Source organism: Micrococcales bacterium (genome assembly GCA_009784895.1).
Lineage (GTDB): Bacteria > Actinomycetota > Actinomycetes > Actinomycetales > WQXJ01 > WQXJ01.
This window is the reverse complement of record WQXJ01000007.1, coordinates 1-24,221: the sequence shown is the minus strand read 5'-3', so window position 1 is coordinate 24,221 and position 24,221 is coordinate 1. Positions and strand designations below refer to the sequence as shown.

At 61.6% G+C, this 24,221-nt stretch carries 20 protein-coding genes; 8 read left to right on the top strand and 12 right to left on the bottom strand.

The genetic code is table 11. The features are described from left to right. Positions 1-30: 30 nt before the first annotated feature. The 6 genes from tkt (at position 31) to FWD29_02255 (ending at position 7,891) form a co-directional block, all read left to right on the top strand. Positions 31-2,085: a transketolase gene (tkt, locus tag FWD29_02280; GenBank protein ID MCL2802773.1), complete on the top strand. Its 2,055-nt coding sequence runs from the start codon at positions 31-33 to the stop codon at positions 2,083-2,085. Positions 2,086-2,087: 2 nt separating this feature from the next. Next, positions 2,088-3,632 carry a glucose-6-phosphate dehydrogenase gene (gene zwf, locus FWD29_02275; GenBank protein ID MCL2802772.1) on the top strand — a complete coding sequence of 515 codons (1,545 nt, stop codon included), beginning with the start codon at positions 2,088-2,090 and terminating at the stop codon, positions 3,630-3,632. Continuing rightward, complete coding sequence (locus FWD29_02270) at positions 3,629-4,570, top strand: glucose-6-phosphate dehydrogenase assembly protein OpcA (protein MCL2802771.1); 942 nt, start codon at positions 3,629-3,631, stop codon at positions 4,568-4,570. The genes zwf and FWD29_02270 overlap by 4 nt, the downstream gene beginning before the upstream one ends. A gap of 197 nt (positions 4,571-4,767) precedes the next feature. Next, positions 4,768-6,117: an ABC transporter substrate-binding protein gene (locus FWD29_02265; GenBank protein ID MCL2802770.1), complete on the top strand. Its 1,350-nt coding sequence runs from the start codon at positions 4,768-4,770 to the stop codon at positions 6,115-6,117. Between the two features lie 80 nt (positions 6,118-6,197). Next, a complete protein-coding gene (locus FWD29_02260) occupies positions 6,198-7,052 on the top strand; it encodes a sugar ABC transporter permease (protein MCL2802769.1) in 855 nt (284 codons plus the stop codon). Then, positions 7,052-7,891 (top strand): carbohydrate ABC transporter permease, encoded by an 840-nt coding sequence (locus tag FWD29_02255; GenBank protein MCL2802768.1) that lies wholly within the window; start codon positions 7,052-7,054, stop codon positions 7,889-7,891. The genes FWD29_02260 and FWD29_02255 overlap by 1 nt, the downstream gene beginning before the upstream one ends. A 66-nt stretch (positions 7,892-7,957) precedes the next feature. On the opposite strand, the gene FWD29_02250 is transcribed toward FWD29_02255, so the two are convergent. The 10 genes from FWD29_02250 to FWD29_02205 all read right to left on the bottom strand — a co-directional run bounded on the left by FWD29_02250 (position 7,958) and on the right by FWD29_02205 (position 19,270). Next, on the bottom strand, positions 7,958-8,992 hold the full coding sequence (locus FWD29_02250) for a Gfo/Idh/MocA family oxidoreductase (protein ID MCL2802767.1): 1,035 nt from the start codon (positions 8,990-8,992) through the stop codon (positions 7,958-7,960). 39 nt (positions 8,993-9,031) lie between these two features. After that, positions 9,032-10,219, bottom strand: a complete 1,188-nt coding sequence (locus FWD29_02245; protein ID MCL2802766.1) for an ROK family transcriptional regulator — start codon at positions 10,217-10,219, stop codon at positions 9,032-9,034. Beyond that, on the bottom strand, positions 10,216-11,613 hold the full coding sequence (locus tag FWD29_02240; GenBank protein MCL2802765.1) for a neutral/alkaline non-lysosomal ceramidase N-terminal domain-containing protein: 1,398 nt from the start codon (positions 11,611-11,613) through the stop codon (positions 10,216-10,218). Before FWD29_02240 ends, FWD29_02245 begins: the two co-directional genes overlap by 4 nt. Continuing rightward, entirely contained in the window at positions 11,607-12,566 is a 960-nt protein-coding gene (locus tag FWD29_02235) for an ROK family protein (GenBank protein MCL2802764.1), read from the bottom strand. The genes FWD29_02240 and FWD29_02235 overlap by 7 nt, the downstream gene beginning before the upstream one ends. After that, positions 12,563-13,282: a sugar isomerase domain-containing protein gene (locus tag FWD29_02230; protein MCL2802763.1), complete on the bottom strand. Its 720-nt coding sequence runs from the start codon at positions 13,280-13,282 to the stop codon at positions 12,563-12,565. Before FWD29_02230 ends, FWD29_02235 begins: the two co-directional genes overlap by 4 nt. A gap of 19 nt (positions 13,283-13,301) precedes the next feature. After that, positions 13,302-14,303 (bottom strand): Gfo/Idh/MocA family oxidoreductase, encoded by a 1,002-nt coding sequence (locus tag FWD29_02225; GenBank protein ID MCL2802762.1) that lies wholly within the window; start codon positions 14,301-14,303, stop codon positions 13,302-13,304. Positions 14,304-14,332: 29 nt separating this feature from the next. After that, positions 14,333-15,166, bottom strand: a complete 834-nt coding sequence (locus tag FWD29_02220; protein ID MCL2802761.1) for a carbohydrate ABC transporter permease — start codon at positions 15,164-15,166, stop codon at positions 14,333-14,335. Continuing rightward, complete coding sequence (locus FWD29_02215) at positions 15,163-16,083, bottom strand: sugar ABC transporter permease (GenBank protein ID MCL2802760.1); 921 nt, start codon at positions 16,081-16,083, stop codon at positions 15,163-15,165. Before FWD29_02215 ends, FWD29_02220 begins: the two co-directional genes overlap by 4 nt. Then, positions 16,083-17,357: an extracellular solute-binding protein gene (locus FWD29_02210; GenBank protein ID MCL2802759.1), complete on the bottom strand. Its 1,275-nt coding sequence runs from the start codon at positions 17,355-17,357 to the stop codon at positions 16,083-16,085. The genes FWD29_02215 and FWD29_02210 overlap by 1 nt, the downstream gene beginning before the upstream one ends. 194 nt (positions 17,358-17,551) lie before the next feature. Further along, the gene (locus FWD29_02205) at positions 17,552-19,270 is read right to left on the bottom strand and encodes a sodium:proton antiporter (protein ID MCL2802758.1); all 1,719 of its coding nucleotides are present in this window, start codon (positions 19,268-19,270) and stop codon (positions 17,552-17,554) included. 324 nt (positions 19,271-19,594) lie between these two features. Here FWD29_02205 and FWD29_02200 point away from each other — a divergent pair, with 324 nt between their 5' ends. Together FWD29_02200 and FWD29_02195 are read left to right on the top strand one after the other, a co-directional pair. Then, a complete protein-coding gene (locus tag FWD29_02200) occupies positions 19,595-20,872 on the top strand; it encodes a phenylacetate--CoA ligase (protein ID MCL2802757.1) in 1,278 nt (425 codons plus the stop codon). A gap of 3 nt (positions 20,873-20,875) precedes the next feature. Beyond that, on the top strand, positions 20,876-21,301 hold the full coding sequence (locus tag FWD29_02195) for a hypothetical protein (GenBank protein MCL2802756.1): 426 nt from the start codon (positions 20,876-20,878) through the stop codon (positions 21,299-21,301). 146 nt (positions 21,302-21,447) lie between these two features. Here FWD29_02195 and FWD29_02190 read toward each other — a convergent pair whose 3' ends face one another. After that, the gene (locus FWD29_02190) at positions 21,448-22,080 is read right to left on the bottom strand and encodes an indolepyruvate oxidoreductase subunit beta (GenBank protein MCL2802755.1); all 633 of its coding nucleotides are present in this window, start codon (positions 22,078-22,080) and stop codon (positions 21,448-21,450) included. A 101-nt stretch (positions 22,081-22,181) separates the two neighbouring features. After that, positions 22,182-23,936 (bottom strand): thiamine pyrophosphate-dependent enzyme, encoded by a 1,755-nt coding sequence (locus FWD29_02185; GenBank protein ID MCL2802754.1) that lies wholly within the window; start codon positions 23,934-23,936, stop codon positions 22,182-22,184. Positions 23,937-24,221: the final 285 nt, after the last annotated feature.

Below are 24,221 nucleotides of genomic sequence, written 5' to 3'. Positions count from 1 at the left end.
ACTTTCCTTGCGCCGACTAAGCTGATGGCCATGCCTTATGACCTGGAGTGGTCCAACCTTGACAACCTCGCCGTCGCCACCGCTAAGGCCCTGGCCGCAGACGCCATCGAAAAGGCCGGCTCCGGTCACCCTGGCAGTGCCATTTCGCTGGCCGGCCCAGCCTATTTGCTCTACCAGCGTCTGATGCGCCACGACCCGGCTAACCCGAAGTGGCTGGGACGTGACCGGCTGGTTCTCTCGGCCGGTCACACTGTGGCCCTGCTCTACGTCCAACTGTTCCTGGCCGGCTATGACGTCTCCTTGGAGGATATCCAAGCGCTGCGCACGGCCGGTTCGATCACACCGGGACACCCAGAACACGGCCTGACCCCTGGGGTGGAAATGTCGACCGGGCCCTTGGGCCAGGGGCTGGCCTCGGCTGTCGGCATGGCCATGGCGGCACGGCGACTCGGCGCCATGCTGGAGCCCGGATCTGACGGCAGGCAGCCTCTTGACCACACCATTTGGGTTATTGCCGGCGAAGGTGACCTTGAGGAGGGCATCACCGCCGAGGCCAGTTCGATGGCCGGCACCCACAAGCTGGCCAACCTGGTGGTGCTGTATGACGAAAACCAGATCTCGATTGAAGGGTCAACCGACTTAGCTTTCACTGAGGACGTCCTGGCCCGGTATCGCGCCTACGGTTGGCACACCGATAGAGTCGATTGGACCCACGGCGGTCGCTACGCAGAGGACTACCAGGCGCTTTACCAGGCTCTGAAGAAAGCCCAAGCGGTCTCAGACGCGCCGTCGATTGTTTGCCTGCGGTCGATTATTGGCTGGCCCTCGCCCACCAAGCAGAACACGGCCTCAATCCACGGCGCCAAACTTGGGCCCCAGGAAGTGGCTGGCCTCAAACGCAACCTTGGCTTGGATCCAGCCAGTGACTTCGCCGTTCCACCCGAGGTGCTGCAGCACACCCGGCGGGCTTTAGGTCGGGGGGCCAAAGCGGCGGCCGCCTGGGACCAAGAGCTGGCCAGTTGGCTGGCCCCCCGGCCCGATGCCGCAGCTTTGCTAGAGCGTCTGCGTTCCGGTCTGCTTCCCGAAGGCTGGCGCGATTCACTGCCCAGCTTTGCCCCGGGCAAGCCCATCGCCACCCGCGCGGCTTCTGGCAAGGTGCTGGCCGGCATCGGGCCAGTCCTACCCGAGCTTTGGGGTGGTTCGGCCGACCTAGCCGGCTCGAACAACACCACCATTGAAGGTGAGACCTCGTTCCTGCCGGCCAACCCGACCGGGCGAACTATCCACTTTGGCGTACGCGAACACGCCATGGGCGCAATCCTCAATGGCATTGCCCTTGATGGATTGACAGTGCCCTATGGTGGCACCTTCCTGGTCTTCAGCGACTATATGCGCGGCGCCATGCGCCTAAGCGCCCTCATGCAACTGCCGGTGACCTACGTATTGACCCATGACTCGCTTGGTGTCGGTGAGGACGGCCCCACCCACCAGCCGATCGAACATCTCGAGTCGTTGCGGGCCATCCCCGGGATGGCCGTTATTCGACCGGCTGACGCTGACGAAACCGTCCAGGCCTGGGCCCACATCCTCGAATCAAGCCAACCGGTTTGCCTGGTGCTGTCCCGGCAAAACCTGCCAGTACCAGACCGGGCGGCCCAATCGCTGGCCAGCGCTGAAAACCTGCGTTTTGGTGCCTACGTTTTGGCTGCCTCGCCGCTGGCGGCCACCGACGTGATTCTGCTGGCCAGTGGCAGCGAGGTCCAATTGGCCCTTCAGGCCCGTGAACTGCTGGGAGAAGAGGGCATTGGCGCCCGGGTGGTTTCGGCTCCTTGCCTTGAGTGGTTCGACCAGCAAAGCGACAGCTACCGCCAACAGGTTCTGCCCTCTAAGGTTCGAGCCCGGGTTTCTGTCGAAGCCGGCACCCCGGGGCCTTGGCGTGGTTTAGTTGGCACAGCTGGCCAATGCGTCGCCGTGACGGAGTTCGGGGCCTCGGCCCCGGGCGCAGATTTGCTGGTAGAACGCGGCTTCACGGCTGCCAACGTGGTCAACGCGGCCCATCGCAGCCTCGAACTGGCCGGTTTGTAGGAGTGTCCGCGGACGCCCTGCCAGGTCCAAGTGAGCGCCAATTGGGCTTTGCCTGGGACCCGCGCCTGACCCCAATGGCCGGGCCTTGTGCCATGGTCCTGTTTGGTGCCAGCGGCGATCTGGCGCATAAGAAGCTTCTGCCCGCACTCTATGACCTGGCCAACCGCGGCCTGCTCCCAGCCGGCTTCGCCCTGGTAGGCGTAGCCCGCCGGGACTGGTCCGAAGCCGACCTGCGGCGCGAGGCCCATGCGGCTGTGGCCAGCGGCGCCCGCACCCCGTTCCGTCAGCAGGTTTGGGAGAACTTCGCTGCCCGGCTGCACTATGTTTCCGGCGATGTGGCCAACCCAGCCACCTACAAGGATTTGGCCTTGGCCCTCCAAGCCGCAGATGTGGCCCACTCGACCAGACAACAGCGTCTGTTCTATTTAGCCCTGCCACCGGACCGCTGCCCGGTGGCGGTTCAGGGCCTACTTGATTCTGGTTTGGCCGGAGCCCCTGGGCATGGTGGCCGCTTAGTGGTCGAACGTCCCTACGGCTTTGACCTGGTCTCATCCAAGCAACTGAACTACCTGATCGATCAGGGTTTTTGTGAGACTGAGGTCTGTCGTATGGACCCCTACCTAGGCAACGAATTAGTCCGGACCTTTGTGGCGCTGCGCTTCGCCAACCGGCTCTTCGATGCGGTCTGGAACCGAGACCACGTTTCGCATGTCGAAATCACTATGGGCGAAGACCAAGGAATTGGCGCTAGAGCCGGCTACTGGGACCAACTTGGCGCCTTGCGCGACATAGTGACCGGCCATATGTTCCAACTGCTGGCTTTGACGGCCATGGACCAACCGGCTTCGATGGCGGCAGTTGATGTCAGGGCGGCCCGCCAGTGCGCCTTGCGCCAAATCGAGTTGGCCGGACCAGTCTCAAAAGCCGCCGCGCGCGGCCAGTACACTGCCGGGTGGCAGGGAAACATCCAGGTCAAGGGCTATTTGGATGAGCCCGGCGTGATCGGAGGTTCGACCACAGAGACCTACGCGGCCCTGAAGCTAGCGGTTGACACAGACCGGTGGCGGGGCGTTCCCTTCTACCTCCGCACCGGCAAGCGACTGGGCCGGCGCATCACCCAAATCACCCTGCTACTGAAACCGACTGCTTGGGCGCAGACGGTACCGGCCCTAGCCGGCCAACTGGAACCCAACCTCCTGACTATCCGAATGCGACCCGATTCGGGTGTGACCATGCGCATCGACACCAAAGTGCCAAACACCCAGACTCAAGTCCGCCCGGTGACAGTCGATTTCTCTCATGGTTACACCTTTGCCGAAGCCCTGCCGGAGGGTTTCGAACAGGAGCTGTTTGACGTGCTGGTCGGTGTCCCGCCCTACCAGGCCTCATCTAGTGAGGTCAGTGAATCGTGGCGGGTGGTGGAACCTGTCCTGAAGGCTTGGCAGGCCTCAAACAAGCCGCCGGCGCGATATCCGGCTGGCAGTTGGGGACCGAAAACTGCCGATAGGCTGCTGGCCCGGGACGGCAAAACCTGGAGGCGGCCGTGATCATTCCGATTTACGCCACATCGGTTAGCCAGGTTGCCACCCGCCTGGTCGAATTGCGAGCCCAGGCTGGGGTGGCCGCCCAGGCGCGGGCTTTGAACTTGGTGGTCCAGTGTGAGCCAGGCGAACTCGAAAGCTCAGTCCAAGTGCTACGCGTGGCGGCTATGGAACACCCCTGCCGGGCCATTGTTGTCACCACCGAATCGCCTGACGAACCGGCTGCCCTGGACGCCCAGATCCGCCTTGGCTCAGATGGCGGCTCCGGCGAGATAGTCGTCTTGAGGGCGATTGGCCGCGCCGCCACTAGCCTCGAGGCCATAGTGGCGCCGCTACTGGTGCCTGATTTGCCGGTGGTGGTCTGGTGGCCGGCCACACGTCCTGAGGTTCCGGCCACCTCTGCCCTTGGGCGAATGGCGGTTAGGCGCATCACTGATTCCCGCGAGGCCCCCAACCGCGAAGCCGCTCTCAAAGCCCTAACCTCCGCCTATCACCCAGGTGACGGCGACCTGGCCTGGGCTCGGCTGTCGCCCTGGCGAGCCCAGTTGACAGGCGCCCTGGCGCAGTCCGATGCCGGCACCGTCACCAGTGCGGTTATCAGCGCCCCAACCGCGGTGGCGGCTGATTTGATGGCCGCTTGGGTGGCCCAGTCGTTGCACGTAACAGTGCGCCGGGCCCCAGGCTTGACCGGCTCGATCAGCTCGATTGAGCTCTACTTCCGCGGCGGCAGCCACCTGGTCTTGGACAAGGAACACACCCAAGCCGGGGCTGTCCTTCGCCAAAGCGGGCATGATCGCCAGCATCTGGTGCTGTCTCGCCGTTCAACCGCCGAATGCCTGGCCGAGGAGCTGCGCTGCTTGGCCCCTGATTTGGTCTACGAACAGCTTGTCACCCAGGCGCTGCCTAGCTACTTGCCCAGCGCCATCGGCCAAGCCTCCTCCTAGCGCCTTGGCCAAAGCCTTGGCAGCAAAAGTGTTGTCAAACCGTTACCTGCCCAGACCCCCAAAACCGGCCAAAGTGGCGGCCATTGAAGCTTAAACTGGTGGGGAGACATCGCTGGCGTCATTCTCGACTCCGCCCCACGCCGGCCTAAAAACAGTTCAATGCCCCAGATGGATGCGCCATATGGAAGAAGGGTCATATGAAGAGAATCATCGTTGCCGCCGCGGCGGCTTGCCTAGGACTCGCCGGCCTGGCGGCCTGCGGCTCAGGGAACGGCGGCGGCAGTGACGCTGCCGGTGTCTATTTCCTCAACTTCAAGCCTGAAGTTGCTGATGTTTACAGGCAAATTGCGGCCGAGTACACCAAAGAGACTGGGGTTTCGGTCCGGGTCGAGACCGCCGCCTCGGGCACCTACGAACAGACTTTCCGCAGCGAAATCGCCAAGTCTGATGCCCCGACCATTTTCCAGGTCAACGGGCCGGTCGGCTACCAAAACGCCAAGGCTTACACGGCCGATCTTTCTGGCTCTGACCTCTACGCTCATCTGTCAGACCAGTCTTTGGCCATCCACGACGGCGATGGCGTCTACGGCGTCGCCTATGTCATCGAGGGCTACGGCATCATCTACAACGACGCCATTATGAAAGAGTACTTCGCGCTGCCTGACAAGGCCGCTACGGTCGGCTCGGTTGAGGAGATCACCGACTTTGCCACCTTGAAAAAGGTCGTTGAAGATATGACCAAACACAAGGACAAACTGGGGATCGAAGGCGTCTTTTCTTCGACCTCGCTCCAGACCGGTGAAGACTGGCGCTGGCAGACCCACCTGGCCAATGTGCCGTTCTACTACGAGTTTAAGGACGACGGCGCCCTCGACAAGACCGAGGTTCCCTCAGAGGTCAAGTTCTCCTACAACGAGGACTTCAAGAAGCTGTTTGACCTGTACTTGAACAACTCGACCACGCCCAAGGAACAGCTTGGGGCCAAGACCGTCGACGATTCGATGTCGGAATTCGCCCTTGGTCAAAGTGCCATGGTCCAAAACGGCAACTGGGGCTGGGGCCAGATCAACGGCGTCCAGGGCAACACAGTTAAGGCTGAAGACGTTAAGTTCCTGCCCCTGTATATCGGGGTGTCTGGCGAGGAAGGCCAAGGCATTTGCATTGGCACAGAAAACTACTTGGCCATCAACGTCAATGCCTCCGAGGCCAAACAGAAGGCCTCGCTCGACTTCCTTTGGTGGCTCTACAGCTCTGACAAGGGCAAACAGTTCGTGACCAACGACCTGGGCTTCATCGCCCCGTTCGACACCTTCACCGCGGCCGATGCGCCGGCCGACCCACTGGCCCAGGACATAATGGCCTGGCGGGACAAGGAGGGCATCACCAACTTGCCTTGGGTCTTCCAGCTGTTCCCAAGTCAAAACTTCAAAAACCAGTTTGGCGACGCTTTGCTGCAATACGCCCAAGGTTCAGCCAATTGGGATGCCGTCGTCAGAACTGTTGTCGACGGCTGGCAGCAGGAGGCTGCCAATATGGGCCAGGGCTAGCCGCCCCCGGCCCGGCTGACTGGTTCGCCAAATAGCCAGCCCCGGCGGGCCAGTCAGCCCCCAAAACTGGAGCTTTTTTCATGAAGATTTCGTCTTACCTCAAGCGGTGGTTTCCTCTCTTCGCACTGCCAACCACCCTGGCCTTCATCTTGGCCTTCGTAGTGCCGTTTGTTTTAGGGTTCTGGCTGTCGTTCAACCAGTTCACCACTGTCACAGACGGCAAGTGGGTCGGGTTGCGGAACTACCAGCAGGCTTTCCAACCCGATATCAACGGATCCCCTTCGGTCCTGCGCGCCTTACTGTTTTCAACCTTGTTGACCGTTGTCTCGGTCATCATGGTCAACGTTTTCGCCTTCGCCCTGGCCTCGATCCTGACCAAAGCCATCAAGGGGCGCAATATTTTCCGCGCCATCTATTTCCTGCCCAACTTGATTGGCGGGATTGTGCTGGGTTACGTCTGGCAGGTTTTGCTCAACGCCCTGTTGATCAACACCATCGGCAAGCCCCTGACCTTCTCGCCGGCCTACGGCTTCTGGGGTCTGGTTTTGCTGGTCAACTGGCAGATGATCGGCTACATGATGGTTATCTACATTGCCGGGATTCAGAACATTCCCGGCGATGTGATTGAGGCTGCGGAGATTGACGGGGCCGGCTACTGGCGCCGCCTCTTCCGCGTCACCATCCCCATGCTGATGCCCTCGATCACTATCTGCACGTTCTTGACCCTGTCGAACTGCTTCAAACTGTTCGACCAAAACCTCGCCCTGACTCCAGGCCCAAGAACCCAGGGTCTAGCCTTGGACATTTTCAACACCTTCTACAACCAGAACCTCTCAGGTGTGGGCCAAGCCAAGGCCGTTATGTTCTTCCTGCTGGTGGCCCTGATCGCCTTCATCCAGCTACGAGCCACACGTAGCAAGGAGGCGGACGGCTGATGGAAAAGACCTCGCGCGTCTTCCGCGTCGTGGCCGTCATTGGCATGACGGTGCTTTCGATCATTTACCTAGTACCGATGGCCTTGATCTTGATGAACTCCTTCAAGTCCAAGGTTTACATTGACACCAGCCCGTTCTCGTTGCCAACTGGGGAATCTTTTGCTGGCTGGTCGAATTACGCTGACGGTTTGGGCCGGAGTGACTTTGTTGGCGCGGTCGGTTGGTCGTTCTTCATCACGATTGCTTCAACAGTGGTGATTGTGCTGGTCACGTCGATGACCGCCTGGTACATTGCCCGCGTCAAATCCAAGCTGACCTCGACCCTGTACTACCTTTTTGTCTTCTCGATGATTGTGCCCTTCCAAATGGTCATGTTCACCATGTCCAAGGTGGCCAATATGACCCGGTTGGACAATCCCTTCGGCATTGTGGTCCTCTACACCGGGTTTGGAGCCGGACTGTCAGTCTTCATCTTTGTCGGCTTCATCCGGTCGATCCCGATCGAAATCGAAGAGGCCGCCATGGTTGACGGCGCCTCGCCCTGGCAGGTTTTCTTCAAAGTCATCTTCCCGGTGCTGCGCCCCACCGCCATCACCGTTGCCATTCTCAACGCCATGTGGATCTGGAACGACTACCTGCTGCCATTCTTGGTCATCGGATCGAACTATCAGACCATTCCAATCGCGGTTCAGAAGTACATGACCGGCTCTTACGGCGCCAAGGACCTGGGCGGCCTGATGGCCATGCTGGTCATCGCCATCATCCCGATTATTGCCTTCTACCTGATAGGGCAGCGCCACATCATCAAAGGAGTTATCTCTGGCGCCGTCAAAGGCTAGTGGCCGGCCCTAACGGGTGGTCTATGCCAAAGCTCGCCTCTGGCGCGCTGAGGGGCGCGCCGAGGGCTAGAGGTAGCGGACTGTCACCGGTTGGCGCTTAGCGGCTGATTCCTCCGCCGCGATTAGCGCACAAGCGCCATTGGCGGCGTCTAGCAGGCTGACCTTGAAGTCCTCGCCGGAAATGAGGCACTCAACAAACGACCTGATTGACTCAAAAGCAAATCCAACTGGCCGCCCAAAGACCGAGTTGTGAACAACCACATCTGGCACATTCATATCGTCATCGGTGAAGCATTGGATCAGGTTGTGGTTCGAAGCGTCGATGGCGATAGTGCCTTTGGTGCCCTGGAGCGTGAATTTGATGTCATTGATACATGGATGGGCGTTTGGGGTGATCCAGCCGTTCTCCATTTGGGCGATCCCGCCTTTTGTGAACTCTAAGGTGGTCAAGTAGACGTCGGTGGCGTCGACACCCTCCTCCACCAGCAGGCCTTTGCGCGCCACGGTAAAGACGCGAGCTACCTCGTCATCGAAAAACCAGCGCAAGGCGTCAATCGAATGGCTGCCCAAGAACCAAAGAATCGAAGATTGGGCCGCCCAGGGCAGCATGTCCGTGGCCACCCAGCGCGTATCGTTGAGCCGGAAGTAGGCCGAATAGGCCTGACCAATTCGGCCCGATTCAAGCAAACTATGCGCCGTGTTGAACGGCGGTGACCAGCGATTATGTAAATCAACCATGGCCCTAACCCCGGCCGAGGTGATGGCCTCGACCGTCCTGGCGACGTCATCGACAGTGGTCGCCAATGGCTTTTCGATCAGCATGTCCTTGCCGGCCGCAGCGGCCGCCACGGCGATATCAGCGTGGGCGAAATCTGGCGTCACAATCGCCACCGCGTCGATGCGGCCATGGCGCAAGAGCTCGTTGTAGTCGCCATAGGCAGAATCGAGACCAAGCTTTGAGGCCAAGGAGCTGGCTTTGGCTAGTTCCCGGTCGCAGACCGCCACAACCTCACAGCCATCCATGGCCTGGTAGATTTCGGCGTGCTTTTCACCCCAGATGCCAGCCCCGACTATGCCGATTTGGACTTGTGACTTGGTCATTTCGTTTCTCCTTGTGATTGGGCTGCCATCGCAGGGGCTCTAGGCGCGTTCGATGGCGTGGACAAGTGGCATGGCGGCCGCCCCAAGTAGGGCGGTCGGGTGGGTTGAGTCGGCCAGATCAATAGTCGGTTGGCCCGTCCCGGGCATGGCGCATTGGGCCGCAGTGTGCCGCCTGACCTGGTCCAGCAGTGTTGGGCCGCCGCTGACAACCTCGCCATGCAGAATGAAGCGGCTGATGCCAAAGGCAATGGCGATATTGGCCAGGCCGATGCCGATATTGCGGGCATAGGAGTCAAGCAGCCTCTTAGTTTGGGGGCCTTGGGTCGTGACCAGGTAGCCAGGCGTGACAGTGGCCCAATTGGCCAGACCGTGGCGGCGGGCTTGTTGGCGCAACCAGCCTAGGCCGGCGATGGTTTCCCAACAGCCGGTCCGCCCGCAGCGGCACGGCTCGCCAAAAACGTCCACCACCATGTGTCCGATTTCTGGGAATTGGTCGTCAATCGAAAACAACCGGCCGTCCACGATCAGCCCGGCGCCTATCCCAGCCGAGATCTGGACAGCGGCAAACGAATCGTCATTACGGGCCTGGCCAAACCAGCGTTGGCCCACACTCAGCGCCCGGGCGTCGTCTTCGACAAAGACCTCAAGCGAAGTCTGCTGCTCTAGGCGTTCGACCAGCTGCGATCCTTCGAGTGCCGGTATGGGCGTGCACGACAAGACTCGTCCGGTGTCCCGGTCCCAGACGGCCGGCCAGACCAGCCCAATACCGGTTAGTGGGCCGGTGGCCCGGTCGAAGACTTCCTGGGCCAGTTTCAACACTAGGTCCTCAAGTTCGCCGGTGGTGGCACCGCGGCCAAAGGCGGCTTGGGCCGAGTCGCGGACCTGGCCCCGTTGATCGACCCGGGCACATTCGACCACGCCAGCTTCGATTCTGACTGTGCCGGCGTGTCCAATCCGTGGACCAAACCACAATGGCCGCGATGGTTTGCCCACTTTGGGGGTCTCTCCAGTTGGCTCCAACTCGATCAGAATGCCGTCTTTGATTAGACCGGCCACGATTGGTGCGATTGACCCGCGCGGCACGCCAGCCATACGGGCCAGTTCCGAGCGTGAGGTCGGACCATGCTCGGCCAGGGCGTAAAGCAGGCCCACCCGGTTCGAGCTGCCCATCTGCGAAACGGTAATCAGCCCGGCAACGAACGGCCGGCCTGCGGCACTAGTGTTCACGTTTCCGCCCGGACCCCAGGGGGTCCACCTCCGGCCAGCAGACCAGCTGTGGTCTCGACTACGGCCTCGGCCGCGCCTTTGGCCAAGCCGGCTTCACCAATCTCGTAGCCTTTTTCGGCAAACTCATGGACCGGCGGCAGGTAACCGACGGCCTGGTTAGCGCAGGTCGCCAGGAGCAAATGCGGTGGCGCTTCTAGACGCTGTCGCAGGTCCTGGCCGGTGGTCCAAAAGACCTCGCCAGGTAAGGCGCAGATGGCGGCGGCCGGGCCCAAGCCCAGGACCCGGCTGGTCAGATTGGTTGGTTGGGTGGGCGGGTCGGCTGGGACCGCGTCCATGTATCCGCTGGCGCGCAGGTCCTGTGCCCAGGCCTCGCCTAGCTCGGCGCCCAAGGCATGATGGTCGGGTCCGTTTTGGCCCGCCTTGAAAGCTTGACGGGCCGCCGCCAGCCGGGCCGCTGCCGCCGCCGGGTCGGCTAGCGCGGCCAAATCAACGACGGTGTCCCCCTGGGCTGCCCAGACTCGACCGGCCGGCACCGGTCGCAATGTCGACACTGTTGTTACCGGGTAGTCGCCGTTCCAGGTCAGATTGACGTATTTGGCGCCAGCCTGGTGACGCAATGAGCGCAGCAGGCTGGTGCCAACCGTGCCGGCCAGCAGTGCGCCAGCCAGGTGGGCCCCAGAAGGCTGGTGGGAATCAAATACCGGATTGATGTCGCCGGAACACCCTTGGACAAAAACGCAGGTCCCACCGACCAACTGCTCGATCAGTCGGCGGGCATGGCCGGGGTAATCCGGCGAGTAGCGGACATTGTCGTGCTCCAAGATGGTGGCATGGCAGGCGAATTCAAGCAGAGTGGCCATGACATCGCCGGGCCGGCCGGGCCTAGTGGCCACGATGACGTGGGCGGACAAGGGTGGGGCCGTGCCGTTGCGACGGTTCATGCCAAGGGCCTCAACGCCAACAGCATCACTCCACAGCTCGGCCGGCGCCATTGACCCCAGCGCTGCTTGGACCGCCTCAGCGGCGGTTTCAACCACCATCTGGCCGGCGGGATCGTCAGGGTTGCCAACATCAGGCCCGGAGTGGGTGTGGGTGGCGCTAATCGCCAGGGCTTGATGTGGCAGACCGACGCTGCGAGCCAGTCGTTCCTCGACCGCCTGTGCGATCGCCCTGGTCACATAGACCAGGTCCAGTGCCACCAAGGCGACCCGATTGCCATGCGGGTCGGCCACGGCCAAGGCCCTGGCCTGCAGTGGCTCCAAGGTGCCCTGGCTGGGTCCATGGCGCCGGGCGTAGCCGGCCATGGCCAGGCCGGCGGCGAAGTCGAGGTTACGGGTCGCAGTGCCGACCATAAAAATGCCAGGTGGCTGATCGGTTGTGCCGTTAACTACCACAATGCCTCCAATTGCTCTTCATAACCGGTGCCTTTTAGCAACCGCCTCGCGGCCAGGTCACCGGCGCCGGCCAAAGCCGCGCCCACTAATGGGTTCGACGGTTCACAGGTTCCGGTGCAGATCAACCGGCTGGAGCCGGGTAGAGACTGGGCCAGAATCCGCTCTAGCCAGGTTGTGGCCAAACCGATGTAGTAACGAGACTTGGCTAAACCGCCACCTAGCACCAAAACCTGTGGCGACAAAAGCCGTATCAACATGGCCAAAGCCGCGCCAAGCAATTGCCCGCCCTGGTTGACTACCACGGTGGCACCCCGGTGGCCTCTTTCCGCCAACTCGACCACAGCCCGTCCGTCAGGTACCGGGCTGCCTGTGGCACCTCCATCGGCGCAAAAACGCGCTACCAGCCCGTTGCCGGAGGCGAAGGCCTCAAGGCAGCCACTTTGACCACAGGGACATTGAGGGGCTTCAGCCGAGGTGTCCACCGGGATGTGGCCAAGCTCCCCTGCCTGGTGGTTCAAGCCGCTGACCAGCCTGCCGTTGATGACCAGACCCATGCCGATGCCGGTCGAAATGGTCAAAAAGGCGCCGTGGGACAGGCCCTTGGCGGCGCCGGCGCCAAACTCAGCCACAGTGCCGGCGGCCGCGTCACCCAGCACCGCCACCGGAACCCCCAGCCGCTGGCCCAAGGTCTCACGCAGATCAAGGTTGTCAAGTGGCAGGTTGGCAGCATGGTGAATATGACCGGTGACCGTTGACAGGCCACCAGCGGTGGCCACTACCAGGCCGCTGATGTCCGGCCCGGCCTCGACCGCCCGGATGATCTGGCTGGTCAGCGCGTCTTGACCGTCGTTGGTGCAGGTCCGCTCGGCATGGGTCATCAACCAGGCGTCCTGACGCCACCAACCGGTCCTGAGGAAGGTGCCACCTAGATCGACTGTTCCGATTGTTTTCATTGGCTCGCCTCACAATCGAGATTGGCGCTGCGAATGGTGGCAAAACCACTTTCGCTCTGGCTGAAGTGGTAGGCCAGGCAGCAGGCCAGCAATTGAAGGGTCAAGGAACCGGCGATAGTTGAGGTGGCACCCGACACTACGCCTGGTGCCACCTCAACTCCGGCGTCCCCTGGCGATCCATGGTTGTCTAGAACAATGTCGGCGTGATCCATTAGCATCTGGCCGCTGGGGTGGCGTGACTTGATCGAATTGGCGTGCGCCAGCGAGACCACGCACACCACCAGGCAGCCCATGGCCCTAGCCAGCCGAGCCAATTCGATCACCATTGAATTGCGCCCCGAGTTTGATATCACCAGCAGCACGTCTCGGCTGGTCAGCCGGTGGTGGTCGATCATTGGCTGGGCCAGTTCGACCTGGCGTTCGGGGCCTGAATCCGCCAATTGGCGCCATTGGTCGCGCTTTGGGCCCAGATCGGCCAGGCTCATTGCCACTACTCCGGGCAGGCCACCGGCTCTGGAGCAAAGCTCAGCCGCCAGGCACCAGGAGTGGCCAGCGCCAAAGCACATCAGACGGCCCTGGGGGTCGAGGTGGCTGGCGATGGCAAGGGCGGCCCGGGCTATGGCCAGGCGGTCGTTTGACACCACCTGCTGGGCGGGTGCCAGTAGCTGGCTGGACCATTGATCCATCAGCCCCGCTAGCGCCTCTGCTTCCGCCATTGGCTTGGTCCTCCCCCGCCTAACCCGCCTCGATGGTTTCGACTTGGCCACTTTGCAGTGAACGGTGCAGGGCCACCACCAGCGCGGTGTTGGCCAGCCCTTCAGCTAACGGCTCGGCCGGGGTGGGCTGGTCCAGGCGCTCGAGGCAATCGGTAATACACTGCTGGTCCCAATCAAGCGTGCCGGGGTAGACATAACCGCCTGGGCCGGCCACTGTCACCATTTGGCGAGTGGTGTCAATGGCGATTTGGCCAGCGTCACCGTGAATCACATAGGCCATGTCGACCAGTGATGGCATCGACTCCGGCAGCGTCCATGAGGCCTCGAAAATGGCCGAGCGCCCGCCGGAGTAGGTCACCAAACACTGGATCAGGTCGTAGGTATCCAGGCCTAAGGCGGCTAGACGACCCTTTGAGCCGCGAGCTAGAACTGATGTGGCCTGCCAATCAGTTAGCCAAGCCGCCAGGTCGGCTGTGTGGCTAATCAGGAACCAGGCAACTGAGGACTTTTGGGCCCAACTGAGGTTGTTCAAGGGGTAGGTGAAAACGTTCGACAGCCGGGCATAGACCCCTAGCGGCTGGCCTATTTCGCCAGCCTCGATGGCCGTCTTGGCTGCGGCATAGGCCGGGTTGATGTGGTTAGAGAAGTTGACCTCAACCTGCACCCCGGCCCGCTGCGCCGCCGCCTGCATGGCCCTGGCATCCTCGAGCGTTGTCGCCAGTGGCTTTTCAACCAGGCATGGAACCCCGGCCGCCATACAGGCCTCAAACGGTTCCCGGTGGGCGAAATCAGGCGTTGCCAGGTAGACCCAGTCGAGGGTCTCGTTGGCCAGCATCTGAGAAACATCGGTGTAGGCCGTGGCCTCGTCCCCGGCCACGGCGGCGGCGCGGGAGGCATCAATGTCGCAGACCGCCACTAGGTCAGTCCTAAACCGCAAATTGGACTGCCGTAAAGTCCCGGCGTAGAACTCCCCCATGATGCCGGCGCCAATGATCGCCACCTGGGTCTTGTGTTGGTTCATGTCCACTTCTCCTTGCGTTGTTGGGCCTATTAGGCTTTCAGCGCTCCGGCCACCAGGCCGGAGACAAGATGTCGTTGCAGCAGGACCACGGCTACTACCACCGGCAGTAGCACCAAGCAGACGGCAGCGGTCATTGGGCCCCACTCAATGGTTTTTTGCGATACGAACTGGGAGATCATGACCGTTAGCGGCCGGGCTTTGTCGCCCCCCAGGACGGCCGCGATGAGGAACTCGTTCCAAGCGAATAGGCCGGTGAAGACGGCCGCTGTGGCGATGGCTGGCCGGGTCATGGGCAGCACTATCCGGGTCAACACTCTGACGTGGCTACAACCGTCTACCAGGGCGGCTTCTTCAATCTCGGTAGGTACGGCCCGCAGGAAGGCCATCAGAATCAGGGTCGAGAACGGAATCAGGAAGGCCGTGTAGACCAAGATCAGGACGGTCCTGGTGTCGTAAAGGTGAAGCCTGACGCTGATCGAGTAGAGCGGAATCAGCACCACGATGGCCGGTACAGTCTGGGCGAAGGCCACTAGCAGCAGCACTAGGCGCGAGCCCCAGGCCCGCATCCTGACCAGGGCATAGGCACAGGGGTAGGCGATCACCAGGACCAGTATTGTCACGCCCACGGTGACCACCACTGAGGTCACCAAAGCCGATCTGAAGTCAGTCGACTCAAACAGCCTGGTGTAGTTGGACAACCGGACGTCTTCAGGCCAGATCGTGGGCGGGAACTGGTAGGTCTCTTTTTGGGACTTGAAGGAGGTCGAGATGGTCCACAGCACCGGCCATAAGGTCATGGCGGCCGCTCCGCACATCACCAGCCACCAGCCGGCGCGCCTTGGCAGGCTCTGGCGCAGTTTCATGCCCGTGACACCTTCCTAAAGGCCAGGTAGGCCGGCAGGGCCAAAATGGCCATGGTCATGGCAATGGCTGTGGCCCGTCCAATCGAGTAGTTGACCAGACCCTCCTGGTAGGCCAGCATTGACAGGTTCCGGGTCGAGGTACCTGGCCCACCGTGGGTAATGGTGTAGACCAGGTCAAACATGCAGTAATCTCCGGCCAGTCGCAAAACACAGACCACCGCGATTACCGGCGTGATGGAGGGAATTGTGATGTGCCAGCGGGTCTGCCAGCGGTTGGCACCGTCAATGGCGGCGGCTTCATAGAGTTCGTCTGGCACACCCAACAGCCCGGCCAACAACAGCAGTGTGACCAAGGGGATATTGATCCAAGAGTTGACCACCACTATCAAGATGGTGGCGGAAACACGCGAACCGAAAACGTTGGGATGGGCCGCAGAATCCATGGTCGAGGCGATCCACCGGATGATTCCCAAATCTGGGTCAGCCAGGAACCGCCACATCAGACCGACTGCCACCGGGGTCAACATCATTGGCAAAGTCAAGATGGTCCTGAAGACCGAACTGGCGCCGATCCGCCTGGACAGGCAGAGCGCCAGCCAATAGCCAATCGGCAGCTGTACCGCCAGGCTCAACACCATGATTATGGCCGTCACCAGGGCGGCGCTGGCGAAACCGGGGGCGATGACTCGGTCGGCGTAGTTCTCTAGCCCGATGAACTTGGTCTGGCCCCGCCGGACCAGTGATTCGTTGGTTAGTGATTGGTAGAGGCCAAGCCCCATTGGGATGGCCATAATCGCCAGCAATAGGGCTAGTGCTGGCGACAGAAAGGCAAGCCCGGTAGCGCGCCGGCGGCGCGACAGCTTACCGCGGCGGTGGCGACGGGCTGAGCCCGTCGCCACCAGCCCAGTCTCGCTCATTACAGACAGACGTCCGCATCACTCAAGATTGAGGCCACCATTTCGCGGGCTTTGGGCAGGAACCCGTCCGCCCCGGAGCCGTCTGTGGCCGCCGCCGAGATGGCGGCCGAAACCTCAGTAATGATTTCGTTCATCACCGGGGTGTAAGGCAGATGCGCGCCGTAGGACGAGGCCTCTACCAGAAGGTCAACATATGGGATGGCTTCTTGGGCGTTAGGCGAGGTCACCAGCGATGTCCTGGCCGGCGGCGGTGCCCCCAGCTCGATCAGCTTGTCCATCGAATCCTTACCCAAGGCAAACTCAAGGAACTGCCAGGCCTGATCTTGGGCGGCGGAATTAGCGGTGATGCCGATAAGCCAACCGAAAACCAAAGTGTGGCGTCCGTTATCCCCGGCCGGTGGCAGGGTCATGACAAACGACTCGGGAATGTTGGACTGGTCTGGATCCGCCACGATTGACCAATAGCCGGTGGCGTTGACCATTTGGCCCACATCCCCCTGGATGAAGGCACTGGTCATTTCGTTACCGCCACCGTTCAGCGTCATGGCCGGCGTGGTCGCCTGCATGTCGAAGTAGAACTTGGTGGCAGCCTCGACTTCCGGGCTGTCTAAGGCTGACTCGCAGGTACCGGGCTTGGTGATTTGGCCACCAAACATGTAGACGGCCTGGAGCCAGTAGTAGGCGCTCTCCTGAGCGCCAAAGGCGTTGTCGGATCCATAGGCGCCGGCCTCGGTGAAAGCCTTGGCGTTGGCGACATACTCGTCGAGCGTGTCGGCCGGCTCCAAACCAGAAGCCGCCAGCAGATCGGAGTTACTCCACAAGACATACGGTTCGGTCGAAAGCGGGATCGACTTGATGTCCTCGCCAAACATGGCGTATTGCTGGACTTGATCTGGGAAATCGGCGTAGTCGTACTTGTCCGACCCTTTGACGTGACCACTTAGATCCGCCAGCGCCTCACCGGAAACCAAAGCCGGATACATGGGCGAGTCGAACTGAACCACGTCATAGGCGGCGTCCGGCTGGCCGGCCGCCAACAGGATCTTGGTCGAGATCTGGTCATAGGTCAGCTGAACAACGCTGACTTTGATCCCGGTTTCCTTCTCGAAATCCTTGGCCAGGGCCTCCAGCGCCGTTGCTGATGGACTGGATGTCAGCGCAATGGTTAACGAGCCGGCACCCTCCCCTGACTTGTTGTCCGAACCGCAGGCGGCCACTGTTAGGGCCAGGGCGGCGGTCACGCCCAAAACTAGAGCCTTGCGAGACTTCGACACCAGCATCTCCTCACTGTTGGTGAACTCTGGGTCAAGTAATAAGTATGACGCTACGCCAAACTAGTCGCAACGATAGTTACCGACCTGTAACAAAGCCAAGGCACCGCCTGGCGATAGGTCCCCTGACCGGTGGCGTCAACCAAGACGCGTCCTGGTCGATGGCAGGTCTCGAGGCAAAACTGGTTGGCGCCAAGCTACTGTTGCCGAGACTCAATGCTGATCTGGTCTGCATCCAGCTGGGCCAGTTTGGCTGTTAGCAACTCGCCCGGGTAACTGCCGACATCGCGAATCCGCAGCAGCTCCGCCCGCTGGGCCTCCAGTATCTCCAGCCGCAAGGCGGCCAGCTCGTGCGACCTTTGCCGCCGCGGTCTGACCCTTTTGGCGTCCAGGTTGGTCTCCAAGATCGAACGCGCCCTGGCGAACGATTCTTCGGAATAGGCCGTGCCATCGGCATGGTGCCATTTGCCGGAATCCAGTTGCTTCAGCGCCGCCTGATTCAGCTCGACATCCAAATGTCGCGCCAGCACCTCATCAGCCTTGGTGTCGCGCGGCTCGACTATGAGCGCCTTGACCAAGGTCGAGAGCGTGCCCCCCTGAATCAGCAGCGTGCCCGCAGCCACCACGAAGGACGTCAGGATGAGCAGCGACCGGTTGGGTGTGCCGTTGGGTAGGGACTGGGCGGCAGCCAAAGTAATGGCCCCGCGCATCCCTGCCGCCACCAAGATGACCCCGTCCTTCCAGCCGAACTGCTCACTGGTCAAATAGTCCAGATCGGCAGCCCGGCGCGACATCACCGTCTTGAACTGCGACCATCGACGCTGGCTGACCCGCCGGCGGCGTTGGTCATCGGTGTCAGCCTCGCGCAGCTGATCTACTCGCTCGGTGAAGATCGCGATCCGCTCATGTCGCCGGGCCACGCGGTCGGTTCGCCGGGCCAGCAGCCAAACCGAGGCGGATACAAAGACAGTCCGCGCCGCCAAAACGATCAAGGCCGAGGCCACCCCCAACTCCAAGGCCAGCCACTCCAGTGTGGTCGAGTAGTGGATGTCCATCAACAAAGCCCGCAGTTGCATGCCCATCAGCAGGAAGATCGCGCTCTCCAGAATCAGATTGGCGGTCTCCCAGACGGCCCGCTCGGCGATCCTGATTTGCGAAGGCAGCCGCTTTGGCGTGCGGTGGCCGGTGATCAGGCCGGCCATGGCCGCTGCTACCAGGCCGGAGGCTCTTAGATGTTCCGCGGGCACATAGGCCAAAAACGGCACGGCCAGGGAAAACGCGACGTTCGAAGCGACATGTGGGATACGCGAGCGGACCGCTACGTTGATCCGGCCAACGACGAAGCCCACAATCAGCGCGACCACTACCGCATAAACGAACTCGATGCTAATGCGCCAGAATGAAAAGCCCGCCGCTGTCGCCGCCACGGCTGAGCGCAGCAGCACTAGGGCTGTGGCGTCGTTGAACAGAGCTTCGCCCTCCAACACCCGCAACAGCCGGCTTGAGGCGCCGGATTTTCGCACAATTGTCGTGGCCACGGCGTCCGTCGGCGAGACCACGGCGCCCACGGCGATGCCAATCCCCAACGGCAGTCCGGGCACCAACCAAACCAGAAGGAAACCAACCGCCACAGCCGAAACTGCCACCAATAAGACCGCAAAGATCGAAATGATCCTCAAATCCCGGCGGAATTCCATGACCGGGGTGTTGACAGCGGTCGAATACAGCAACGGCGGCAAGATGCCGCCCAGGATCAATTCGGGTTCGACGTGCAAGGGCGGCACCATTGGCAGCAGGCTGACTCCAACGCCCAGTACCACCAGCACCAGCGGCGAGGCGATGCCGATCTTCGGAGCTACCGTTGTGACTAGCACAACCACAATCACCCCAACCACGGCGATCGTGACTAGCTCCATAACGCACCTCTTCTATCCAAGTTGCCGGCTGCCCAGGGCGGCCGGCGTCGTCTCGCGCCCGTTTCTGTTCCCCCAATTCTGTCAGCCGCCCGACCCTCAGGGCCAGCCGCCGGGCGGGTCGGCTCACCATGGGGACGCTGCGACAGCGTTTCAGCCCGATGCCGTGGGTCAGCGCGGCGGCCGCTCACCAGCCACCTAGTACACTGAGGCGGCCGGCGACGGTGGGGGTTGCGGGCTGCCAGTGGACGCGACTTGCGCCAGCCTCGCGGTGGGGCGGCGGATCAAGAAGGGTGATGCGTGTATTACCAACCCGACAAAGAGACCATGTCGGCAAAGGCCGTGGAGGCATGGCAGCTCGACCACCTCAAAGCAATGGTGAGCTACGTCTACCAGCGGATCCCTTTCTACAAGCAGAGCTTCGACGATGCTGGCGTGTCTCCCAGCGACATCGGGCACCTGAGTGACCTGACAAAGCTTCCCTTCACCGAAAAGCAACACTTAAGAGATGCCTATCCCTTTGGGCTTTTCGCTGTTGAACGCGATGAGGTGGTCCGCATCCACGCCTCTTCCGGCACCACCGGCCAAGCCACTGTGGTTGGATACACCAGAAATGACCTGACCGACTGGGGCGAGTGCTTTGGTCGCTTCCTGGTAGCGGCCGGCGCCACGGCCCAAAGCGTGGTCCAGGTGGCCTACGGCTACGGGTTGTTTACCGGCGGCTTGGGCGCTCACCAAGGCGGCGAGGCGATTGGCTGCACAGTAGTGCCAATTTCCTCAGGCAACACCAGGCGCCAAATCCAATGCTTCAAAGACTTTGGCACCGACATTCTCTGCTGCACGCCTTCATACGCTCTGCACATCGCCGAAAGTGCGATTGAGCAAGGCTTCGACCCACCAAAGGATTTCAGGCTCTCGGCGGCCTTACTTGGTGCCGAGCCGTGTTCCGAAGGGTTGCGCCAGGAAATCGAGGCCAAACTCGGCTTAAGGATGCATGACATTTACGGCCTGTCTGAGGTCATGGGGCCGGGCGTAGCCTGCGAATGCGCCCAGCAAAACGGGCTGCATGTCTGTGAGGACCATTTCATCGTTGAGATAGTCGACCCGGAAACCTTAGAGCCGGTTGGCGACGGGCAATGGGGTGAGGCAGTGTTCACTACCTTGACCAAACAGTGTTCGCCGCTGATCCGCTACCGCACACATGACGTCACTCGGATTTTGCCCGGCGAATGTGCCTGCGGCCGGACTTTTCGCCGGATTGACCGGATCAGGGGACGCACCGATGACATGCTGATTATTCGAGGCGTCAACGTCTTCCCCTCCCAGATCGAGGAGGTCATCACCCGCTTCGAGGACATCACCGCCCAATACCAGATAGTCCTGACCTCCAAGACCCCGTTAGACCAGGCCGAGCTCTGGATCGAAACCGTCGCCGAGTTCCCCTTTGATGAGGTCCGCAAGCTCGAAGCCCTGAGGAAAACGATCTCAGGCGAGCTCAAGAGTTCTCTCCAGGTGGCCGTCGACGTGAAGATAGTTGAACCGAAGACGATAGAACGCTTCGAGGGCAAGGCCCGACGGATCGTAGACCGGCGTGAAAGGAAATAGCCTGTGATTTCGCAACTGACTGTTTTTCTTGAGAACAGAAAGGGCCACCTGGCCAGAGCCTGCCGCGCCATCGCCGATGCCGGTATCAACATGCGCGCCCTGTTCCTGGCCGACACGGCCGATTTTGGCATCGCCCGGATTTTCTGTGATAGGCCCGACTTTGCAGTTCAACAGCTGCGCGATGCCGGCTTCCGCGCCCGTATCACACCGGTTGTGGCGGTCCGTATCCCTGATCAAATGGGCTCCCTGGCCGATCTGCTGACGCTGCTCGATTCTGGCGATGTCAACATCGAATACGGCTACTGCTTCGCCATCAGTGATGGCTCAGCCGTCAACGTGCTCAAAGTCGAAGGCATTGGCGTCGAGCAGAGGCTGTCCCAGGCCGGCTACCAAATCGTCCAGGCGACCGAGATCTATCAGCTCGGCTGACCAGGCCCAACGCCGGTTTTCGTTGGGGCGCTGTGTCAGGCCGGCCACCCGGGCGCTAAGTCAACCCTCACCCACCGCGTGTTTGCTGGTGGCGCCGCGCCCTGCCGCCGGGCGGTCAGGGCCCGTCAGCCGCAAAAACCACGCCCTTAGGTGGCCGGGTCGTCGAGGCTGAAGCCGGCTTCAAAGGCGGCGATGTTGACTGCGACCAAATGGGCCGGAAGCCGCGACTCAATCTGTTCCTGCCAGATCGACGGCGCGAAGCCGAGCTGCTTGGCTAGGACCCCCAATAGCACGACATTGGAGCATTGGGGATTACCGGCCTTTTGGGCCAACCTCACCGCCGGGACTAGCCGCGCGCCCGCCCCAAGCAAAGTGTCCCTCGCGCCGGCTGGCATCTCAGCGTTACCCGCCAGCACGGACAGTGGCTTGATTTCCTCCTGGCTGACAATCAGGTTGCCGCCGGCTTTCAAGAAGGCCAGGTTGCGCAGGGCTTCGGTTGTTTCGAAGGCGATGATGTGGTCGGCGCAGCCTGGGTCGGTCACCATTGAGGCCACCGTCTGGCCGAAGCGGACCACCGTGGTAACCGCGCCACCGCGCTGGGACATTCCGTGTATCTCGGATAGTTTCACCTGCCAACCGGCCGCCATGGCGCAACGCGCCAGCAGATCCGCCGCCAGGATGGTGCCCTGCCCCCCAACCCCGCACATCAGGATTGTGACTGGTGAATGGCCTGTGCTGGCCTCAGGGCAGGGGGCGGCGCCTTGGCCAGGCTCAGACATGGTTTATCTCCCTAGGCCGTGTGGTTATGGCAGGTACCTGGTCAGGTGGCAGCAATGCGCTTCGGCTGTTCCTGGCTGCGGCCCGCGTCATAGTCAAACCTCTAGACCCCCGTGCTCGCCAGCAGACCGGTCTCGACAATTGCGCCGGGGGCGCAGTACTGCTCGCATTGTCCGCAGCCAACGCATTGGACCTGATCGATGCATGGTAGGCCGGTACCATCCAGACGGGCGATGGCGGGGCAGCCCAGCATCAGGCAGACCCCACAGTCGTTGCAGTCCTCAGTCACTGTTACCGGTGGGCCGGGCTGTCTTTCAAGCAGGGCGCAAGAGGCGCGGAACACCAGAACACTAAGGTCTTCGTGTCGAATCGCGGCCTTTATGGAACGACGTACGGCCTTCATGTCATGGGGGTCGACTGTTTTGACGTCGTCCACTCCCAAGGCTCGCACCAGCGCTTCAAGGTCAAGTTCTCTAGCTGGGCGGCCTTGTAGTGTCTGCCCGCTAACCGGGTTGCCCTGCCGCCCGGTCATGGCGGTGGTGCGGTTGTCGAGTATCACCACTGTGCCGCCACCGGCGTTGTAGACCGTGTTCATCAGGGAGGAGACACCGGAGTGGGCAAAGGTCGAATCCCCGATCACCGCCACCACCGGACGGCGTTTGCCCTGGCCGCTTAGCACCAGCTCAAAGCCGTGCGCCATCGAGACAGAAGCCCCCATGTCCACCATGGTGTCCATGGCTGAAAGAGGCGGTAAGGCGCCTAAGGTGTAGCAGCCGATGTCGCCGGCAACTATGGCGCCTAGGCGACCTAGCTCTTTGAAGGCCAGGCGGTGAGGACAGCCGGCGCAAAACATTGGCGGACGCCCGGGCAGATCTGAGCGGACCTTGTTCGTTTCGGGACCTGGCAGTCCAAAGGCGGCGCTGACAATCCCCTGGGTTAGTTCCCCGGCCAGTGGCAGTGGCGCCGGGCTCGGGGTGACTCTTATGCCCAGGGCTTTGACCTGGTTGGAAAGGTAATCCGAGGCCTCGTCAACGACATAGAGCTGTTCGACACTGGCTGCGAAGCGCTGCAGCGACGCGGCCGGCAAAGGCCAGCTGATGCCAAGCTTGAAAACACTGGCATTGGGCAGGGCCTCGGTGACGTATTGATAGGCGGCACCCGAACAGACAATGCCGATCTGGCTGTCGTTGAGGAAGACCTCATTGAATGGGCTGGTCTCAACCCAGTCTTTCAAGTCGGCTACCCGGGTGTCGACAACGGCACGGCGCGGTTTGGCGAAGGCCGGCATCATGACCCATTTGGCCGGATCGGTGGTGTATTCGCGTTGGTCTGGTTCGGTTCGCTGGCCGGTTTCAACGATGGTTTTGGCATGGGAAATGCGCACGGTCGAGCGAATCAAGACAGGGGTGTCGAAACGCTCCGATAGTACGAAAGCCTCTTTGGTGAAACTTAGCGCCTCGGCCGAATCAGCCGGTTCGAGAATCGGGACACGCGCGGCCAGTGCGTAAAAGCGGGAGTCTTGTTCATTTTGAGAAGAGTGCATGCCCGGATCATCGGCCGCCAGGATAACCAAGCCGCCATTGACCCCGGTGTAGGCGGCGGTGAATAGCGGGTCGGCGGCGACGTTCACCCCGACATGCTTCATAGTGACTAGGACTCTGGCGCCGGCTGCGCTGGCGCCCAGGCCAACCTCCAGCGCTACTTTTTCGTTGCATGACCATTCGGCATAGACGCCGTCTTTGCTGGCGAAGGACTCCAGGGCCTCTGTTGAGGGGGTACCGGGGTAGCCCACGCCAACGGTTGCCCCGGCCTCCCAAGCCCCTTGGGCTATGGCCTCATTTCCGGACAGCAGCTCCATGGCTTTCCCTTCCCTTTCACCCTAGGAACAGGCACCGTCATGGACGCCTTTCGAGCGATGGCTAACGTGGCATCGCCGGTCCATCCTATTATCCTTGCCTTCCCGGCGTCCCGGCAGGTCCGGACCGGCGGCTACTCCCCCGGCCTGGCAGGGCCGGACCGGCTGGCCTTGTCACGCCAGTGCCAGACCGGCCGCTCCTGCGCCCTTGGCCCAGGCCGCGCTGCCTTCAAGGCCCTGCCCGCCAGTGCCGCTAGGCCCTCACGGCCTTGCAGGCCGGTGTCGCGT

Bases quoted from the DNA above. Each gene is read 5' to 3' on its own strand.
- tkt (MCL2802773.1), top strand. From the start codon at position 31: ATGCCTTATGACCTGGAGTGGTCCAACCTTGACAACCTCGCCGTCGCC.
- FWD29_02205 (MCL2802758.1), bottom strand. From the start codon at position 19,270: ATGGAGCTAGTCACGATCGCCGTGGTTGGGGTGATTGTGGTTGTGCTA.
- FWD29_02215 (MCL2802760.1), bottom strand. From the start codon at position 16,083: ATGAGCGAGACTGGGCTGGTGGCGACGGGCTCAGCCCGTCGCCACCGC.
- FWD29_02255 (MCL2802768.1), top strand. From the start codon at position 7,052: ATGGAAAAGACCTCGCGCGTCTTCCGCGTCGTGGCCGTCATTGGCATG.
- FWD29_02225 (MCL2802762.1), bottom strand. From the start codon at position 14,303: ATGAACCAACACAAGACCCAGGTGGCGATCATTGGCGCCGGCATCATG.
- FWD29_02250 (MCL2802767.1), bottom strand. From the start codon at position 8,992: ATGACCAAGTCACAAGTCCAAATCGGCATAGTCGGGGCTGGCATCTGG.
- FWD29_02260 (MCL2802769.1), top strand. From the start codon at position 6,198: ATGAAGATTTCGTCTTACCTCAAGCGGTGGTTTCCTCTCTTCGCACTG.
- FWD29_02200 (MCL2802757.1), top strand. From the start codon at position 19,595: ATGTCGGCAAAGGCCGTGGAGGCATGGCAGCTCGACCACCTCAAAGCA.
- FWD29_02220 (MCL2802761.1), bottom strand. From the start codon at position 15,166: ATGAAACTGCGCCAGAGCCTGCCAAGGCGCGCCGGCTGGTGGCTGGTG.
- FWD29_02190 (MCL2802755.1), bottom strand. From the start codon at position 22,080: ATGTCTGAGCCTGGCCAAGGCGCCGCCCCCTGCCCTGAGGCCAGCACA.
- FWD29_02185 (MCL2802754.1), bottom strand. From the start codon at position 23,936: ATGGAGCTGCTGTCCGGAAATGAGGCCATAGCCCAAGGGGCTTGGGAG.
- FWD29_02265 (MCL2802770.1), top strand. From the start codon at position 4,768: ATGAAGAGAATCATCGTTGCCGCCGCGGCGGCTTGCCTAGGACTCGCC.
- FWD29_02235 (MCL2802764.1), bottom strand. From the start codon at position 12,566: ATGAAAACAATCGGAACAGTCGATCTAGGTGGCACCTTCCTCAGGACC.
- FWD29_02230 (MCL2802763.1), bottom strand. From the start codon at position 13,282: ATGGCGGAAGCAGAGGCGCTAGCGGGGCTGATGGATCAATGGTCCAGC.